Consider the following 16,963-nt stretch of genomic DNA (forward strand, 5'->3'; position numbering starts at 1 on the left):
TCTGTCTGCAATTTCTTTATATTTTATCAAGCACTGCCCACTTCTACTTGTGGTGTCGCTACATTCTTCCGATTAGCCAAAGTTACTAGTACTTCCTTAACCTCATCATTCCCCATCTCAGGCAACTTCTCCAAAAGATAAGTTAACTCGCCTTCACTGACTGGATTCGCCTTACCAATATAAATCTTAGGAAATACTTGCTCTGTTTGGATTTCGTTATCATTCAACAGTTCTTCAAATAACTTTTCACCTGGACGAATACCCGAAAAGTTAATACCAATTTCTCCTTCAGAGTATCCAGATAAACGAATTAAATTCTGTGCCAGATCGACAATCTTAACAGGCTCACCCATATCCAAAACAAACACTTCGCCACCTTCAGCTAAAGTTCCAGCTTGAATAACTAAACGTGAAGCTTCTGGAATGGTCATGAAATAGCGAGTCATGCGCGGGTCTGTTACGGTAATTGGACCGCCTGCTGCGATTTGTTTCTTAAACAATGGAATAACAGATCCACGTGAACCTAATACATTTCCAAAACGTACGGCTGCGAATTTTGTATCGCTGCGTTTTGCTAAATTTTGAACAATCATTTCAGCAAAGCGTTTAGTTGCACCCATAACATTTGGTGGGTTTACTGCTTTATCTGTTGAAACCATGACAAAATTAGCTACACCATTAATATGTGCAGCATCGGCAACATTTTTTGTCCCATACACATTGTTTTTAACAGCTTCCATTGGATTGCTTTCCATGAGGGGTACATGTTTATGCGCCGCTGCATGGTAAACAACATCTGGTTTATATGTACTCATGATGTCCATCATTCGTTCACGATCTTGAACGTCAGCAATAATCGGAATAATCTCTGTGTCCGGAGCAATTTTTTGACGCAACTCCATATCAATTAGATAGATCGAGTTTTCACCATGACCTAAAAGCAATAGCTTTTTCGGACCAAAGCGTGCGATTTGACGTGCGATTTCAGACCCTATTGATCCGCCTGCTCCTGTTACGAGAATTGTTTTACTCGTCAACTGATTGGCGATTTTTTTCATATCGAGTTTGACTTCGTCACGACCTAACAAATCTTCGATTTTGACATCTTGAATGTCTGTCACTGATACTTTACCGGTCATAATGTCTTCGATAAGTGGTATGGTCTGTGTCCGGATTCCGGAGTCCATACAAGTTTTGATGAGCTCGGCGGTTTCTTGCTTGCCGAGAGAGGGGATGGCAATGATGATTGTGTCGATCCGATTGTCTTTGGCGATCGCCGCTACATTTTGCGTGCCATCATGGACAACCCGAACGCCGTAAATATCGAGGCCTTGTTTATTTTTGTCATCATCAACGTACAATACCGGCAATAAGCCATTGTCCGGGTTCGTAAGCAATTGACGCGCTACGAGGCTACCGGCTTTACCTGCCCCAATGATAAGTGTGCGCTTTAGCTCGGAATCTTTATGGCTGATTTTTTTATCTCGCAACATGCGCCATGACAGACGCGAACCGCCGATTAATAAAAGGTGCAGCATCCACGTAATGATTAATGCACGGAACAATACATCGCCTCTATAAGCGTATTGGACGATACCGATGACAATGATCGACCATGTAACTGCCTTGAAAATCGACGTCAATTCACCGATTGAGGCATATTCCCAAACTTTCCGGTATAAGCCGTAGTACATCGCCAATGCATGATGCGCGATAAAAATCGTCAGCGCACTCGCTAGAAGAAATTGGTTTTGCATCAAATCGTTATACGGATAAAGCACATAATAGCCGACAAAAATGGAAAAGAAGACAATAAGTGAATCGACTGTGAGTAGTAATGAAACGCGGTTTTTTAATGACAAGAGGGTCAATCCTTCCGTTACCTAGTACTTTTGGCTTAATTGGTCAAAAATCTTCCCTCATTCTAACATACTAACAACTGGAAATGAAAGGATTTTTTAAACAAAATAATACTTTTTTATTATTAATCAAGTAAAAATATTCCACCATTTCCCATTCGAGATATCTTCTGGCTCTAACACATGGAAATGTTCATCCAATATTATGCGCTCGTTGTTTTCAAGAAAGATGTCGACCATGTCATGTCGATTCTTTTTCTCTAAGTAATCGAGTCCTTTGTTAAATAAGAATGGTCGCTTGTCTATACTATGAACATCAGATCCATATACATGGATCAAGTTCGCATCAATCAAGTTCATGGCCGTACGTTGAATGGCTTTACCGAAACTACCAGAAACTGAGCCTGCTGTTACTTGCGCCATCGCACCGTGAAGTAACAGCTTTTTCAAACGTTCTGGTTTTTCAATAATCCCTTGGTTGCGTTCAGCATGTGCAATGATAGGTACATAGTTTTTCGTAATTAATTGCTGGATAATTGGAACTGTGTATGCTGGAATGCCAGAAGAAGGCAACTCTAATAGCACGTAACGTGATCCTGCTAACGTTAATGCTTCTTGCACCGCTAGTTTTTCTGGTAATTTCTCACCTAAACGGCATTCTTGACCACTATAGATGGTGAGTGGTAGTTGCTCTTCTGCAATATAACTATTTACAAGCTCTAATTGTCTATTTAATGCTGCAAGATTGGTTTGGAAGTTCGGATGAAAAGCATGAGGAGTCGCTATAATTCCCGTTAACTGTTCCTCTACTGCTTTTTCTAACAGTCGTTTGGTTTGCTCCATCGTTTCTGCACCGTCGTCAAGTCCAGGCAAAATATGAGCGTGTGTGTCGATCATTGTTTCGTCCTCCTTTGGCGCTTGAAAAAAAGTAAAAAGGGCAAGCCTTTTTACTCGGTGTTTCCGTAATATTGATAGTAGTAGCTATCTTTTGGCAACTCAAAATTATTCAATACCGCACCGATTAAGCGGCTATTGGAAGATTCGATTGCTTCTTTTGCTTTTAATGCTTTGTCTTTTTCAGTATTTCCAGAGCTGACAACAAGAATCGTACCTTCGCATTTGTTCGCTAAAATCTGTCCATCCGTTACAGACAGCACAGGTGGTGCATCAAAAATGATTAAGTCATACGTATTTTTAAGCTGTTCAATCAATGTATCCATCGATTTAGAAGCCAGTAATTCTGCCGGATTTGGTGGAATCGGGCCGCATGTCATTAAGTCTAAACGTTCTATAGCTGTCGCACGAATAACTTCTTGAATCGAACTTTGGCGCGTCAAGACACTTGATAAGCCAATCGTATTCCCCATACGGAATGTATAATGTGTCGTTGGCTTACGCATATCGCCATCTATTAACAAGACTTTCTTGCCTTCTTGTGCAAATACTACAGCTAAGTTTGCTGCCGTTGTGGACTTTCCTTCTGAAGGTGCAGCTGACGTGACAACCATCGTACGGATTTCAGAATCTGGTGATGAGAAATTGATATTCGTACGCAATGTACGGAATTGCTCGGTCACTACTGAGCGAGGTGTTGTAAATGCGATGAGTTTACGCGCAGTTTCCTGCAGGACTTTTTTCTTTCTAGCCATTGCGTTATCCCGCCCTTCTCTTCGATGATGTGGTTTGCTCTAGTTTGGCTTCTTCTTTTATCGGAGAAATGACACCTAGTAAAGGAATGTCTAAAATTTCTTCGATATCTTGTTGGTCTTTAATCGTTGTGTCCAAATATTCAAGTAAGAATGCGATGCCGACTCCAAGCATCATTCCAATTACTGCAGCAATCGCCATGTTTAAATTAGGATTTGGTGCAAAAGGTGACGGATTTTCTTTTAATACAGCTGGAGACAATATTGATACGTTATCGACATTCATTAAGTTTTGAATTTCGCTTTCAAATACTTTTGCTGTTGTGTTGGCGATGTCTACTGCTAGTGCCGGGTTTTCATCTTGTACCGTAATATCAACCACTTGAGAATTCTGAGCCGTAGCAACCGTAATTTTGCTGTTAAGCTGTTCTACAGACATGTCGAGATCCAGTTGATTAGCTACTTCATCTAAAATAGCGGGACTTTTTATGATAACTGAATATGTATTGATTAATTGAAGATCGGTTTGGATGTTTTGGTTCGTTAATTGGGCAGCTTCCGATTGTTCTTGGTTCACCAAGATTTGTGTGGAAGTCTGATACATTGGTGTCAGGACTAAGAACGATACTACGCCTGCAATGGTAATAGCTAAAATAGTCATAAGTGCGATTAACCCAGCCCGTTTTTTCAGGGTCTTAAACAGGTCTTGTAAGCTGATGGTTTCTTCCATTTGGTGATTATCTCCTTTTATTTCATATTCTTATCATTTTTGATCCATAAACAACATAAAATAGTATAGCATAGGAAAGAGTCAAAAGAACTTCCAATTTTAAAAAGTTTAGTAGGCTAATAGGATGATTTATGCTATCTTTATTTGTAAGTATAGGTGCTTTTTGAAAGGAGTATTATGATGAAATTGTATAAAATTGGCGCTCTTCTAGCTGTTATTATTTGTATTATTATACTATTTTTTAGCTATTTAACGTGGCAGGACAAGCTTGAAAATGTGTTAGCTCCAGTAGAATCTGTGAGTGCTGAGAACGATGATCAGAAAGAGGACAAAACCGAAGAGGTAAAAAGTGACAAAAAAGTGAACATTGATGCACTTATCGCTAATATGGATGAACCCTCACAGAATTTGTTTGTTGAAAGAAATGAAAATGGTGAGAGTTTGAAGGTATTGATTGCGGGTTCTGCAGCTTTAGAGTCAGGTGATCCTGGTTATGCAGAACGTCTACAAGCTTCATTAGAAGAAGCATATGCCGACTTTATCGAAGTGGATATTCTTTCTATAGAAGGTACATCTGAATCCTTGCTTGATGTTGATCTTTCTTCAGGTTACGACTTAGTACTTCTTGAGCCAATGACTTTGATGAATAACGGCATTGTTGCGATTGAACAAGAACGCGAGCATATTAACGAATTTAGAGATAAACTGACTGACCAAGTAGAAGATGCGGTATTGGTTCTTCACCCTTCTCAACCGATATACGGTGCAGGTTATTATTTAGCACAAATCGTCGCTCTTAAAGAGTTTGCACAACTATATGATTATGCTTATATTAATCATTGGACCTCTTGGCCAGACACAGACAATGAGGTATTAAAAGACCACTTGACGGAAGATGGACTTCCTAACAGCAAAGGCGCAGAATTATGGGCAGAAGAACTAGAAGCGTATTTTATCGCTAACTAAAAGGAGAATCCTATAATGGGCAGAAAAGACAAGAAACTTAAAAAGAAGAAATGGCCATGGATTCTTGGAATACTCGGAGTCATCGTGATTGGTCTTGGGATTTACTTATTTACGATTTACAATAGCTTTACGAATACATTAGACGAAATTCACGAACCAATTGAACGTGAAGCTTCTGACAAACGAACAATTGATCAAGAAGTTGTATTAAGCGACCAAGATCCATTTTCTGTTTTGTTGTTAGGTGTTGATGAGCGTGAAGACGATCGTGGGCGTTCGGATACGATGGTTGTAATGACGGTTAACCCGGCTGATGAGTCGACGAAGATGGTTTCCATTCCTCGTGATACGTATACGGAAATTGTTGGACGCGGCACGACAGACAAGATCAATCACGCTTATGCGTTTGGCGGTATTGAAATGTCGATGGCGACGGTTGAGAACTTGTTGGATATTCCAATTGACTACGTGTTACAAGTGAATATGGAAGGCTTCGAAGAAATTGTTGATGCTGTTGGCGGTGTGGAAGTGAATAACACGTTAGCTTTTGATGAGTTTAAAGAAGGCCCGATCGAGTTGGATGGCGAAGAAGCTTTAGGGTATGTACGTATGCGTAAACAAGATCCTGAAGGTGACTTTGGTCGTCAAAATCGCCAGAAGCAAGTGATACAAGGGATTATGAAAAAAGGTGCATCGGTTAATAGTTTGTTGAATTATAAAGATATTTTTAATGCGCTGGGTAACAATGTGCGTACGAATATGACTTTTGATGAGATGATGGATGTGCAGTCGAATTACCGTGATGCGATTGGTACGGTTGATCAGTTGATGGTCGAGGATGGTACTGGTGAGACGATTAACGGGATTTGGTATTATATGATGAATGATGCGGAGTTAGCTGAGATTCAGTCAACGTTGAAGACGCATTTGAATATGTAGGATGATGAGCATGACCTGTGAGGGTTGTGCTTTTTTTGTTTTCTTAGATTTGCGGGTTCTAGAGTCGCTTCGCTCGCTTTGGGCGCGGCTCCCGCGATGAGCCGAGAAGAACACTCGTCTCATTGCTTCGCCTAGCCCTTGGCGCTCCTCAGCTTTTTTTGGGGGTAGATAGTTAGCTGGCTTATTCTTTTTGTGAATAGTAATTCTGGGCTTCTGAAGGCGCTTCGCTCGCTTTGGGCATGGCTTTCGCGATGAGCCGAGAAAAACACTCGTCTCATTGCTTCGCCTAGCCCTTGGCGCTCCTCAGCTTTTTTTGGGGGCTAGATTGTTAGCTGGCTTATTCTTTTTGTGAATAGTTATTGTGGGTTTCTGGAGGCGCTTCGCTCGCTTTGGGCATGGCTCCCGCGATGAGCCGAGAAAAGCACTCGTCTCATTGCTTCGCCTAGCCCTTGGCGCTCCTCAGCTTTTTTTGGGGGTAGATAGTTAGCTGGCTTATTCTTTTTGTGAATAGTTGTTGCGGAATTCTGGAGGCGCTTCGCTCGCTTTAGGCATGGCTCCCGCAATGAGCCGAGAAGTGCACTCGTCTCATTGCTTCGCCTAGCCCTTGGCGCTCCTCAGCTTGGGGTTTGGGGAGCAAGAATGCTTTTCTTTTTTGAGGATAGATAGATGAATGAGTGGTTCTGGATCGCTCGGTACACCTTCGCTGGAGTGATTGCCCTACTTATAGAGGAGCTTTTACCAGCTATTCTTGTAGTTATATGGGAAGTTTTTTTGCTTTTACATGAAATTTCATTACTCTTACGTGAATTTTTGAAGTCTTTACATGAACTTTTTTATTCTTTACCCGAACTTTTGGCGCTCTTACATGGATTTGTTATCACACCGTGTATTAAGGTCAACTCCCCTTATGAGTGGCTAGTTATAAAAGAGACACCTAGAAGAAAGAGCGTAAGACGGCGACTCCAGCGGGAACAGCACGGACCGGAGCCACTGGACTGAGCAGAGCGAGGGAAGCGGCAGAGGTCGTGCCCGCGGAAAGCGTCCGTCTGAAGCGTTTTCTTCTTGCTCCCCTGCTCCTGTCGCGCCAGTTGCATGACCCGCATCCTGCGGGCCTAAAGCGTCCGACTGAAGCGATTTCTTCGTTTTACACTCTTATTTTAACCAAACAAAAACCTGCTCAGGATTCCATGAGCAGGTTTAATCGATTATTTTATTAGATGAGTTCGCGTCTGGAGAAGGAGATGATTTTTTTTTTGTAATTTGCGAATTTCAATCTTTTCAAATCGTATAGGTTCACAAAGTAAATGAATGCTTGTCTCGGAATACCAAGCTTTTTGGCACTAACCGATGGTCCTAGATCCTCGTTGACGTAGAGGTCTTTTATCACTTCTACTATGGCTTTGTTATGGTTTTTTTCCACTTTTTCTTTATAAGAATTATACTCTGCCATAAACCATTCATCTCACTTTCGATTGTATTTTATAGGTCTGGTGCAACGCACATTTTAAGTTATTCCCAGTATAATACTTTTATATATGAAATACTAGTCAAAATGACACATTCATTTAGGCAATATTTTGGTAATTGATTCAGAATATACTATTATTTAAATATAACAATTGCAGCATCCCAAATTACCTACTATATTTCCTAGTGCAAACGAAATGCGAATTGATTGAACTCTGCTTCTTTGATAAAGTTCTCCATCACATGATTGCTTTCAAACTGGTTCGCTTTCACGCGCTCTTTTTTGGAAATTTTGTTGTATTCTTCTTTGCTCGATAGCAGCTTCATAATTTGTTCTTCGACGCTGAACAACTCGCTCTTTTCTGAGAAAGAATCTCCACTTTCATATGGTGGCAATTGGTGAAGAAAACCTTCTGTTAATCCGAAACGGTCATTTACTTTGCCGACAATTCCTGGAATGCCACAGCCCGCTGCTTCAATTAGCGGAACGCCCATGCCTACAAAACAAAACGTGTTTTGCAATGCTGCTTTTTTATCGCTCGATTTGAACTTCCCATGCATAAAGATATGATCACGTGCTGGGGAATTGGCAATCTTCTTACGCAAACTGTCTTCTCCCTGCCCTGTTCCATAAATATGATACGTAAATTCCGGATCAATTTGGATCAGTCTTTCCATAATGTCGATCATGTAATAGTTATAAGTACGGAAACGTGCCAATTGACCAATTGAGACAATGCGACGTGATTCAGAATTGCTTAGCGGATTCATCGCTGGGCAAAAATCTAGCGGCAATGGGAAGATCGTATTTCCTAATGGTTGCCCAATCGCACTTTCTGTTCTTTCTTTAATAGATGGTGTCATGAACATCAATTTTTGAGCAAATTTTGGATCGATCAACTTTAATGCTTTAACTGCTCCACCTATGCCTTTTTGTGCATAGCTGTCTGGAGAGTAAACACCCGACATCCGTTTTCTTGCTGGCAACAAGTAAGATAATAAGAATGACATTGGTCCAAACGAGTAAACCAAATCGAATTTCTCTTCGATACGTCTGCTCAACATTTTAGTCGCTAGCCAAAAGTTAATCGTTGGATCGCTCGTGTCTTCATCGACGACAATCGTTACGCCTTCAAGCGATTCCAATTCACGTAATAATGGTCCGCCACTGCTATACAAGAACAATGTTACTTTATAGCCATTCGCGCTAAACCATTTCACCATTTTTACGACTAACATTTCGACGCCACCTGGCTTCATGTTTTTATGAATAAGGGCAATCGATTTAATCGATCCTTTTGGTTTTTCGAAATCGAAAAATTGGGCATTATTGAATGTGTTCATATATTCACCTCATCTACTGGTTTATCTTCTACTACTTTTTTAGAAAATCCTCAGTTTTGTTTTTATTGGAATACCAATTAAACGTGATGCGTAATCCTTTTTCGAATGGTGTAATGGGCGTAATCCCAGGCAGTTTCTTTTGGGGTGGTTTCTCTATGTTGGTTTGTTTTTGATGTGAATAATTTCCCGGGAAATGAGTACCCATCAAGGATGTGATGCACCAAGCAAGCTCTCGGTCTCCCATGCGAGCGTTATAGCCAATTTCGTAACGCCCTCCAGCATCCCCTAAGTGAAACACCGTATCAATCGCTTCGCATAAATCACTAACGAACAACCAATTCCGGATATTTTCAGCTGACTCTTCAAAAATACCGAGTTTTCCTTTTAGTGCTTGTTCGATGTAAACCGGGATTAGCTCTTCCTCTTTTTGCATCGGTCCGAAAACTTCTGGGCTAGCAGTTGTGGTGACATTTAATCCCGTTTTCTTAAGGAACTCACAAATCATGGCGTCTGCTCTTTTTTTGCTGTTGCTGTATAAAGTCGCTTTGTAGGAATCTGTTAGCGAAATGTGATGGAAACACGATGCCGCGTATTTTTCTTTCGGCTGATGAGCTGATTCCATCCAAGCGTTTTGTGCCGCTTGCAATAAATTCATGGTACCGAGCACATTTGTTTGTTCGTAAAGTCGAATTTCTCCAACCCGTTCCTCGCTGCGTGTTTCTGCGGCGAAATGAATAATGTCGGTTATGTCATAAAGCTCGAATAAATGATTAATCGCGTAGGCATTTCGGATATCTACTCGGTGAAACGAATAACGAGCTGCTTGATCGGATCCAGAAGTGGTTTCTGAGCTAGTGGCTTCAGTATTGTAATCAATATTCACAAGTTGATACTCCGGATATTTATTTAAGTAATAGTGGATAAGATTAGATCCGATAAATCCGTGTCCTCCGGTAACAAGTATGGTTTTAGCATTCAAAGCCGTTCACCTCTCTTGCTTTTTTATTGAGTCCGGCGCGTTTCTAAGCATTTCAACTTAGACGAACAAGACTTTAGTACCACTCACAATTACTATGTTATGACATTCGAGTTAAATCTAGGTTAAAAGTTTTCATTTTCTAAATATTTAATTATTATAACCCCTAAATAGATATTTTGCATTATAAAACCAAAAAAAGATTGGTCAATAGTTGTGTTTTCCTTTTAAATAGTTATGATTATTTAATAAAATGGAATTTATTTGATTTATTTTTACATATTAAGGATACTAATTATGTTTCTGCATCACTTTTAGGGTCAATATAACCAGCCTAATTATACGATTTATTGTTATGAAAGTTATGCCTATATTTCAGAAAAATTACTTTTTTAGCTTATTTAAATAAAAAAGTTGCAACAACAAACGGCAAGCCGAATGTTGTTGCAACTTTTTAGTTAACCTACGAGTACGAATGCACCCGTAACAATCAGTAAAACACCGATTATTTTGCGCATACTGATTTGTTCTTTTAATAAAAGGTACGAAATTAACATTGTCCATATATACGTAATCGCCGTCAATGGAAAGACGACCGTATAAGGCAAAAATTTTAATGCGACGATGTTTAAGATGGCGCTGACGCCATATAAGAAAACACCGCTCAGCAAACGTAGCATAAATGCTTTTCGTTCCATATTAATATTAAATGATGATGCTTTCTTTAAGAAATAGCCACCAAATGCACCGATCCATGTCATGACGACCAATAAGAGAAGAAGCAATAGATTAATCGCTGTCACCCCCTATAACGATAACGCCAATTAAAATTAGCAAGGTGCCGATCGAAATATTAAATGTGATGGCTTCATCTAAAAACAAAGCTCCGTAAAAAATAGCAATCACGTAACCAAGGCTTAGTAATGGATGCAAGACAGACAATTTGCCAAAACGAAAAGCAGCGGTCATCAATACTGCCCCCAGGCCGTAAAGCATAAAGCCGGCTAGCATATGCCAATCGAGAAACGCATCAGACATTTTCCAAAATAGTTGTCCAGTTGCTGTAGATACAGCCGCCAAAATCATTAACAAGATGCCAATGGGTTGTGTTTTCGGCTCGTTACTCATGATAGGGTTTATCTTCTTTTTCGAATTTGATCAAACTAATCAATAATGCTGCATACATAAATAGCGAAGTGTTAAACAAATAACGGAAATCTTGTGCTGGCATTGTCGCCATTACCGCTGCTGTATTTAATGCGATTGGCAACAAAATCAACCAAACACGCCAATTATTACGCAAATACGCTACGTATATAAATAAGGTGATTAAGAACAAGTAAACAGCTGGACGCCATAAAAATTCTTCTGCTTCTGTATCGACTCTTAAAACTTTTTGAGCGACTAGCGTTACTTTAGAAGAAATAACTTTATTGAGTAAATTGAATTCATTGCCATAATAGATGTTGGTGACAAAGCGGTTCATATGTCCATCTTCTTCTAATCGCATTTGCCAAACAAGTGAAGTTTCATCTAAAAATGCTTCAACGGCAAGACCTGGATTTTGAAGAACGAGCTGCGACCAATGCTTAGCATATAGCTTGGGGTTGTCGTAAATTACCCAACGGTCGTACTCGCCCCACGAAAATTTAATCGGATCGACACTTGACGGGTTGTATTTCTCTGGCCAAAGTTCGAGTGGCATAAGCTGATTGATGTATTCACGTTGTTCATCCGTCATATCACCGTCTTTCGTAACGATGTTGGCAATTTGTTGTGTTGGAATGCTAAGTGCTTCTTGTGGGTCTGATGGGATTACGTCTAGTGACGTATAGACCGGACCGGTAATCACTTGATGAATAATAATAATGCCAAGCGTCATCGGCAATAATTGCTTCCACATTTTGCGATACATGATCAGCGCTGCAATCATGGTAATTAGAAAGACTGGGAAACCGTTATGACGGAAAAACACCAACATAAACGAACCTAAAAGAAATAACAGAACGAATGACACTTTTTTTGCTTCGAGTCCTTTTGTTTTTACGAGTACTAAGATTAATAACGAGAAAAACAATAAAGATGTGCTATATAGTATATCTTTCCAAATAATAATGGACATAATCGAATTTACTGGAATGATCGCAGCTGCTAATAATACAGTCCAGATAATCCATGGGTTAACATGGAAGCGTCTCATCAAATAACCCATATATCCCATTGTTAACGCCAAAGCAATAAGTTGAAACAACGCAATGCTGCCTGGGCTGTCCCATATTTGTCTAAGTAGCATAATGAGCCATGTAAACATAACGGGATGCCAATTGGTAAATTCTTTTGTTTCGGACTGTTCCCATTGTGATAATGAGTCGGGTGTCATCGCCGCTGGGTAAAACGCGATAAACATGAACAGTGAAGCTCCGAGCATCGGCAACATATACAATAGTACGTATAGTGGCGAAACATTGCGTTCCCCTTTTGGCGATTGGATGCTTAATAACAATTTGATGATTGCGAAGACAATGACTGCAGTCGTTAAAATCATACCGACATATACGGCAACTTTAATAACCCAATGGTTATCTGCTAAATATTGTTGGTCGCCTAATAAACTAAGTGCCACTAATACCGTAAATAATGGCATAAAAATAGCTAAACTATTTTTTTTAGCTCGTGGCCATTGTTTAACGATTTGAACTAACGAACGATTATAGAGTAGTAAACCAAACAATCCGATTGTGATTCCAATAAAGAGCAATGGATGCGCATTGCGAATAGGTTGGAAGTAAAAAATGGCAGTAAAAGCAAGGAAAAGTGCTGCAATCAAATATGCAGCACCTGTTAGGTACGTTTTTTTCATACTATTTTCTCACTTTTTATCCGGTCACTAATACGGATCAGTTCGAGTTCATACTGTTTCCGGTGCGTGCCAGCCACCGTATCGAGTATTAATCCACACGCAAATGCTAGCATCGACAGCATCATTAATCCGACTGCTAAAATAGCAGATGGAATGCGTGTCACAAAATCGGTTTGAATGTATTCGATAATGACAGGAACACCTGCAACCAAACCGAAAATAAAGAATAACGCAGCCCAGCCAGAAAAGAACATTAATGGCTTGTAATCTTTGAATAAGGTGAAAATCATTCGCAATACTTTAATGCCGTCTTGAATGGTATTCAGTTTAGACTCACTGCCTTCTGGACGGTCACGGTAATCAATCGCCACTTCTTTAATCAGAAAGTTATTGTCTAGTGCATGAATACTCATTTCAGTTTCGATTTCAAATCCAGGACTAGTTACTGGTAGCGATTTAACAAACAAACGGTCAAATGCACGATAACCTGTCATAATATCTGTGATATTGCTCTTGTACAAACCGTTGATTAAATTCTTGACAAGTGTATTGCCAAAACCATGGAATTTTCGTTTGTTTTCATTGAAATAAGTACCGTTTGATAAACGATCCCCGATGACTAAATTGGCTTCCCCATCAATAACCGGCTTGATGATATTATGCACAAATTCTGCAGGGTATGTATCGTCACCATCTGCCATAACATAAACATCTGCATCAATTTCGCGGAACATTGAACGCACTACGTTCCCTTTTCCTTGGCGTGGTTCTTGGCGAACAACTGCACCATGAGCAAGTGCTACTTCGGTCGTTTTGTCTTTTGAGTTGTTGTCATAGACGTATATGGTCGAGTCTGGCAGTTCTCGTTTAAAGTCCTCGATTACTTTTCCAATCGTCATTTCTTCGTTGTAACATGGTAATAATACCGCAATTTTCATAGAACCTGTTCTCCTTTTGAATTAAAACATTAACTGCATAACTATATCATATTCCCAACATTTAGTGAAACGAATCTTATTATTGGCAGTAAGTGCCTCACCTTAAAACCATATTGAAAATTCCCGTTGTTATATATAGAAGAAACTCGTTTCTATTTTGTGTTTTTTGAGTCTAATAGACCAGTAAATTTTCATGACAACTTGTTTTTCGCGAGTTATACTAGATTGGTTATGAAACTTTGCTAGACTAGTCTGGAATGAAATCGCTTTCCTGCTGATCTAACGGTATTTTTTTGAACAACCATTCTTTGTATAGTGAAGGTGTCTGAATATGATTTTCAATTCATTTGAGTTTATCTTTTTATTTTTGCCCATTGTTTGGGTTTTTTATTATGTTCTCGGACGCATCCATATTCCGTTTGCTAAAACGTGGTTGCTTGTGGCTTCTTTGTTTTTTTACGGATATTGGAATCCTTCTTATTTACCATTAATCTTGATTTCGATGTTGCTCAATTATGTGATTGGCGCATTTCTCGGGCGTAACCGCAGTGGGTTGTATCGAAAAGCTATTTTGACGATTGGTATTTTGTTTAACGTATTCTTACTTGGCTATTATAAGTACTACGACTTTTTTGTTGAAAACATCAATTTGGTTTTTGGCGAAGATCTTATCTTGAAAAATATTTTATTGCCATTAGCGATTAGTTTTTATACGTTCCAACAAATTGCGTATTTAGTAGACTCTTACCGTTTGGAAACAAAAGAATATAATTTTTTGAATTACGGATTGTTTGTATCTTTTTTCCCGCAGTTGATCGCAGGGCCTATTGTTCATCACCGACAAGTGATGTCACAATTCTCCTCGAAAGAAACCTATCGAATTTTTCATGAAAACATTTCAAAAGGTCTGCTGATTTTTGCGATTGGGTTGTTTAAAAAAGTCGCGATTGCTGATACTTTCGCAAAGTGGGCTAACCAAGGTTATGGCAATGTTGAATCACTCACATTTGTTGATAGCTGGTTGACAACGATGGCTTATACGCTGCAATTGTATTTCGATTTTAGCGGTTACTCCGATATGGCGATTGGACTGGCGCTCTTATTCAATATTCGCTTGCCGATTAACTTTAACTCTCCTTATAAAGCGCTAGATATTCAAGATTTTTGGAGACGCTGGCATATTACTTTGTCTCATTTTTTGACGACTTATATATACATCCCGCTGGGCGGTAATCGGAAAGGTCCCACTCGCACCTATATTCATATTTTGATTATCTTTTTCATTAGTGGAATTTGGCATGGTGCTGGGTGGACGTTTCTTATTTGGGGAGCGATGCATGGCTTTGCTAGTGTTATTTGCCGCTATTGGAAACTCTCTGGCTACCAGATGAACAAAGTATCTGCATGGATAGTGACGTATATGTTTGTTCACTTGTCATGGGTATTTTTCCGCGCGTTAACATTGGCAGATGCGGTTATCGTTTTAAAAGCGATGTTTGGATTTAACGGCTTTTTCTTGCCAAGCGGTTTTGTGCGATTGTTCCCAACGATGAATGAAAACTGGATCCTAACCTTGCCATTTACGACACCTACGTGGGAAATCATTGTAACGATGGTAGTCGGATTAATATTAGTATTCTTTACGAAGAATTCTGTTGAGATTATGGAACAAAAACTACGCGATACACGTATGGCGATTTTTGTAGCCGTTTTGCTTTTCTATAGTGTTATGCAATTGCAACAAGTTAGCGAATTTCTGTACTTTAATTTTTAGGAGATGATCCCATGTACGATAAAAAATTTAGCTTTACCGTCATGGCGATTTTCGCCACATTGACAATTACTGCTGCAACCTTTAACTTTTGGATTGACCCACTATGGCATTACGGACATGCGCATGAGTTGAATGATGTACAAGTTGTAACGGACGAACGCGAACAAAAAACCGCACAGCAATTTTATCAGCAAGTAGATGCGGATACCTTATTGCTTGGCAGTAGCCGAAGCACATATATACAACCATCTGGATTCCAAAACTGGCAAGTCTACAATTATTCCGTATCGAATTTATCGATGCGCGAGTATTACACGATGATGATTTATGCCTTTGATCATAATCCAGATTATCAACGCGTGTTACTAGGTGTCGATTTTTTCAAATCTAGTGAAGAACAAGCTGAAAATGCACGAGCAATTACAGGTTACGAAACAAAAGTAAAAAAACCTTTTTATCGCATCAAAAACTTATTGTCACTTGATGCTTTGGGGTATGCCATTGATAATGTAAAGTTATCAGCATCAAACAACATTTCTGAAGACCGGCTGTATAACCGACAAGGTGATGCATTTGCAAGGAAGTTGTCTGAAGAAGAAACAGCACAAGACACGGCAACTAAAATTACTCGTTTTGAAGATACGTTTTACGGAGATCATTATGTCTACTATTCACGCTATAAAGAAATTATGCAAAAGGTTCACGACAGCTATCCACAAGCAGAAAAGATCGTCTATACTACACCGATTTCTACAGAACTGTTCAAGTCTTTAGTGGAAACAGGCTTACTGGATGATTATGAAATATGGCTTCGCGATTTAGTGTCGGTGTACGGCGGCGTTTGGAATTTTATGTATCCGAATAGAGTAACAAATGATATTAATAATTATTATGACGGTCACCATTTTTATCCTGAAATTGGCGCATTGATTTCGAAGCGTTTAGAAAAAGGTGAAGATGCTGATGTGCCTGAAGATTTTGGTGTGTTGGTGACGGAAGATAATATTGACGAGCATTTGGCGATGGTTCGACAGCTTGTCGCGGAGTTTGAGTAAATAGATAGTAAGTATTTGGGGAGTTTGCTGAGTTAGAAAACCGCGTTGGTCGCTTTGGGGATGACTCTCGCAAGAAGCCAGGAAAACCACCTGTCTTCTTGCTTCGTCTACCCCGTGAACGCGCCAACGCTGGAGTCTGTAATAAATAGATAGATCTAGCTATACCTAAAGAAGTCAATAATAAGAGGTATTGGAAATAGTTGTTGCCAATATCTCTCCTGTCAACAAGCTGGAGTTCACGTTTATGTGGACTCTTTTTTATTATTAAAATGTGATTAATCATATTTGTGGAATGTTAACGGGTATACAGTAAGTATATAGCTGTGATTTGCACTTTTCATTATTACCGTAACATGGAAATGCGGTCGTTGATTAGGGATCGAAATGGGTAAGATTGGTAACATTGACT

At 39.5% G+C, this 16,963-nt stretch carries 15 protein-coding genes; 4 read left to right on the plus strand and 11 right to left on the minus strand.

Annotated features, from left to right (window positions below; genetic code table 11):
- Positions 1-26 precede the first annotated feature (26 nt).
- The 4 genes from MLE13_RS10650 to MLE13_RS10665 form a co-directional block, all read right to left on the minus strand.
- Positions 27-1,862 carry a polysaccharide biosynthesis protein gene (locus tag MLE13_RS10650; RefSeq protein WP_240749694.1) on the minus strand — a complete coding sequence of 612 codons (1,836 nt, stop codon included), beginning with the start codon at positions 1,860-1,862 and terminating at the stop codon, positions 27-29.
- A gap of 126 nt (positions 1,863-1,988) precedes the next feature.
- Positions 1,989-2,756: a tyrosine-protein phosphatase gene (locus tag MLE13_RS10655; protein WP_240749695.1), complete on the minus strand. Its 768-nt coding sequence runs from the start codon at positions 2,754-2,756 to the stop codon at positions 1,989-1,991.
- Positions 2,757-2,806: 50 nt separating this feature from the next.
- A complete protein-coding gene (locus tag MLE13_RS10660) occupies positions 2,807-3,508 on the minus strand; it encodes a CpsD/CapB family tyrosine-protein kinase (protein ID WP_240749696.1) in 702 nt (233 codons plus the stop codon).
- 4 nt (positions 3,509-3,512) lie between these two features.
- Positions 3,513-4,235: a YveK family protein gene (locus tag MLE13_RS10665; protein WP_240749697.1), complete on the minus strand. Its 723-nt coding sequence runs from the start codon at positions 4,233-4,235 to the stop codon at positions 3,513-3,515.
- Between the two features lie 180 nt (positions 4,236-4,415).
- On the opposite strand from MLE13_RS10665, the gene MLE13_RS10670 reads away from it, so the two are divergent.
- Together MLE13_RS10670 and MLE13_RS10675 are read left to right on the plus strand one after the other, a co-directional pair.
- A complete protein-coding gene (locus tag MLE13_RS10670) occupies positions 4,416-5,201 on the plus strand; it encodes an SGNH/GDSL hydrolase family protein (RefSeq protein WP_240749698.1) in 786 nt (261 codons plus the stop codon).
- A gap of 15 nt (positions 5,202-5,216) precedes the next feature.
- A complete protein-coding gene (locus MLE13_RS10675; RefSeq protein ID WP_240749699.1) occupies positions 5,217-6,140 on the plus strand; it encodes a LytR family transcriptional regulator in 924 nt (307 codons plus the stop codon).
- Positions 6,141-7,353: 1,213 nt separating this feature from the next.
- On the opposite strand, the gene MLE13_RS10680 is transcribed toward MLE13_RS10675, so the two are convergent.
- The 7 genes from MLE13_RS10680 to MLE13_RS10710 all read right to left on the minus strand — a co-directional run bounded on the left by MLE13_RS10680 (position 7,354) and on the right by MLE13_RS10710 (position 13,725).
- Positions 7,354-7,590 carry a hypothetical protein gene (locus tag MLE13_RS10680; RefSeq protein WP_240749700.1) on the minus strand — a complete coding sequence of 79 codons (237 nt, stop codon included), beginning with the start codon at positions 7,588-7,590 and terminating at the stop codon, positions 7,354-7,356.
- Between the two features lie 200 nt (positions 7,591-7,790).
- On the minus strand, positions 7,791-8,951 hold the full coding sequence (locus tag MLE13_RS10685; protein ID WP_240749701.1) for a glycosyltransferase: 1,161 nt from the start codon (positions 8,949-8,951) through the stop codon (positions 7,791-7,793).
- A gap of 31 nt (positions 8,952-8,982) precedes the next feature.
- Complete coding sequence (locus tag MLE13_RS10690; protein WP_240749702.1) at positions 8,983-9,930, minus strand: GDP-mannose 4,6-dehydratase; 948 nt, start codon at positions 9,928-9,930, stop codon at positions 8,983-8,985.
- 455 nt (positions 9,931-10,385) lie between these two features.
- Positions 10,386-10,730, minus strand: a complete 345-nt coding sequence (locus MLE13_RS10695) for an EamA family transporter (protein WP_240749703.1) — start codon at positions 10,728-10,730, stop codon at positions 10,386-10,388.
- A complete protein-coding gene (locus MLE13_RS10700; protein ID WP_240749704.1) occupies positions 10,717-11,055 on the minus strand; it encodes an EamA/RhaT family transporter in 339 nt (112 codons plus the stop codon). Before MLE13_RS10700 ends, MLE13_RS10695 begins: the two co-directional genes overlap by 14 nt.
- Positions 11,048-12,787, minus strand: coding sequence for a DUF6020 family protein (locus MLE13_RS10705; RefSeq protein ID WP_240749705.1), 1,740 nt, complete (start codon positions 12,785-12,787; stop codon positions 11,048-11,050). Before MLE13_RS10705 ends, MLE13_RS10700 begins: the two co-directional genes overlap by 8 nt.
- Positions 12,784-13,725 carry a glycosyltransferase family 2 protein gene (locus MLE13_RS10710; RefSeq protein WP_240749706.1) on the minus strand — a complete coding sequence of 314 codons (942 nt, stop codon included), beginning with the start codon at positions 13,723-13,725 and terminating at the stop codon, positions 12,784-12,786. Before MLE13_RS10710 ends, MLE13_RS10705 begins: the two co-directional genes overlap by 4 nt.
- Positions 13,726-14,056: 331 nt before the next feature.
- Here MLE13_RS10710 and MLE13_RS10715 point away from each other — a divergent pair, with 331 nt between their 5' ends.
- Together MLE13_RS10715 and MLE13_RS10720 are read left to right on the plus strand one after the other, a co-directional pair.
- A complete protein-coding gene (locus tag MLE13_RS10715; protein ID WP_240749707.1) occupies positions 14,057-15,499 on the plus strand; it encodes an MBOAT family O-acyltransferase in 1,443 nt (480 codons plus the stop codon).
- 11 nt (positions 15,500-15,510) lie between these two features.
- A complete protein-coding gene (locus MLE13_RS10720; protein ID WP_240749708.1) occupies positions 15,511-16,554 on the plus strand; it encodes a hypothetical protein in 1,044 nt (347 codons plus the stop codon).
- Positions 16,555-16,963 lie beyond the last annotated feature (409 nt).

Origin of the sequence: Planococcus halocryophilus, from assembly GCF_022489025.1 — a bacterium.
Lineage (GTDB): Bacteria > Bacillota > Bacilli > Bacillales_A > Planococcaceae > Planococcus > Planococcus halocryophilus_A.

Bases quoted from the DNA above. Each gene is read 5' to 3' on its own strand.
- MLE13_RS10675 (WP_240749699.1), top strand. From the start codon at position 5,217: ATGGGCAGAAAAGACAAGAAACTTAAAAAGAAGAAATGGCCATGGATT.
- MLE13_RS10670 (WP_240749698.1), top strand. From the start codon at position 4,416: ATGAAATTGTATAAAATTGGCGCTCTTCTAGCTGTTATTATTTGTATT.
- MLE13_RS10665 (WP_240749697.1), bottom strand. From the start codon at position 4,235: ATGGAAGAAACCATCAGCTTACAAGACCTGTTTAAGACCCTGAAAAAA.
- MLE13_RS10710 (WP_240749706.1), bottom strand. From the start codon at position 13,725: ATGAAAATTGCGGTATTATTACCATGTTACAACGAAGAAATGACGATT.
- MLE13_RS10715 (WP_240749707.1), top strand. From the start codon at position 14,057: ATGATTTTCAATTCATTTGAGTTTATCTTTTTATTTTTGCCCATTGTT.
- MLE13_RS10705 (WP_240749705.1), bottom strand. From the start codon at position 12,787: ATGAAAAAAACGTACCTAACAGGTGCTGCATATTTGATTGCAGCACTT.
- MLE13_RS10700 (WP_240749704.1), bottom strand. From the start codon at position 11,055: ATGAGTAACGAGCCGAAAACACAACCCATTGGCATCTTGTTAATGATT.
- MLE13_RS10655 (WP_240749695.1), bottom strand. From the start codon at position 2,756: ATGATCGACACACACGCTCATATTTTGCCTGGACTTGACGACGGTGCA.
- MLE13_RS10660 (WP_240749696.1), bottom strand. From the start codon at position 3,508: ATGGCTAGAAAGAAAAAAGTCCTGCAGGAAACTGCGCGTAAACTCATC.
- MLE13_RS10720 (WP_240749708.1), top strand. From the start codon at position 15,511: ATGTACGATAAAAAATTTAGCTTTACCGTCATGGCGATTTTCGCCACA.
- MLE13_RS10685 (WP_240749701.1), bottom strand. From the start codon at position 8,951: ATGAACACATTCAATAATGCCCAATTTTTCGATTTCGAAAAACCAAAA.
- MLE13_RS10680 (WP_240749700.1), bottom strand. From the start codon at position 7,590: ATGGCAGAGTATAATTCTTATAAAGAAAAAGTGGAAAAAAACCATAAC.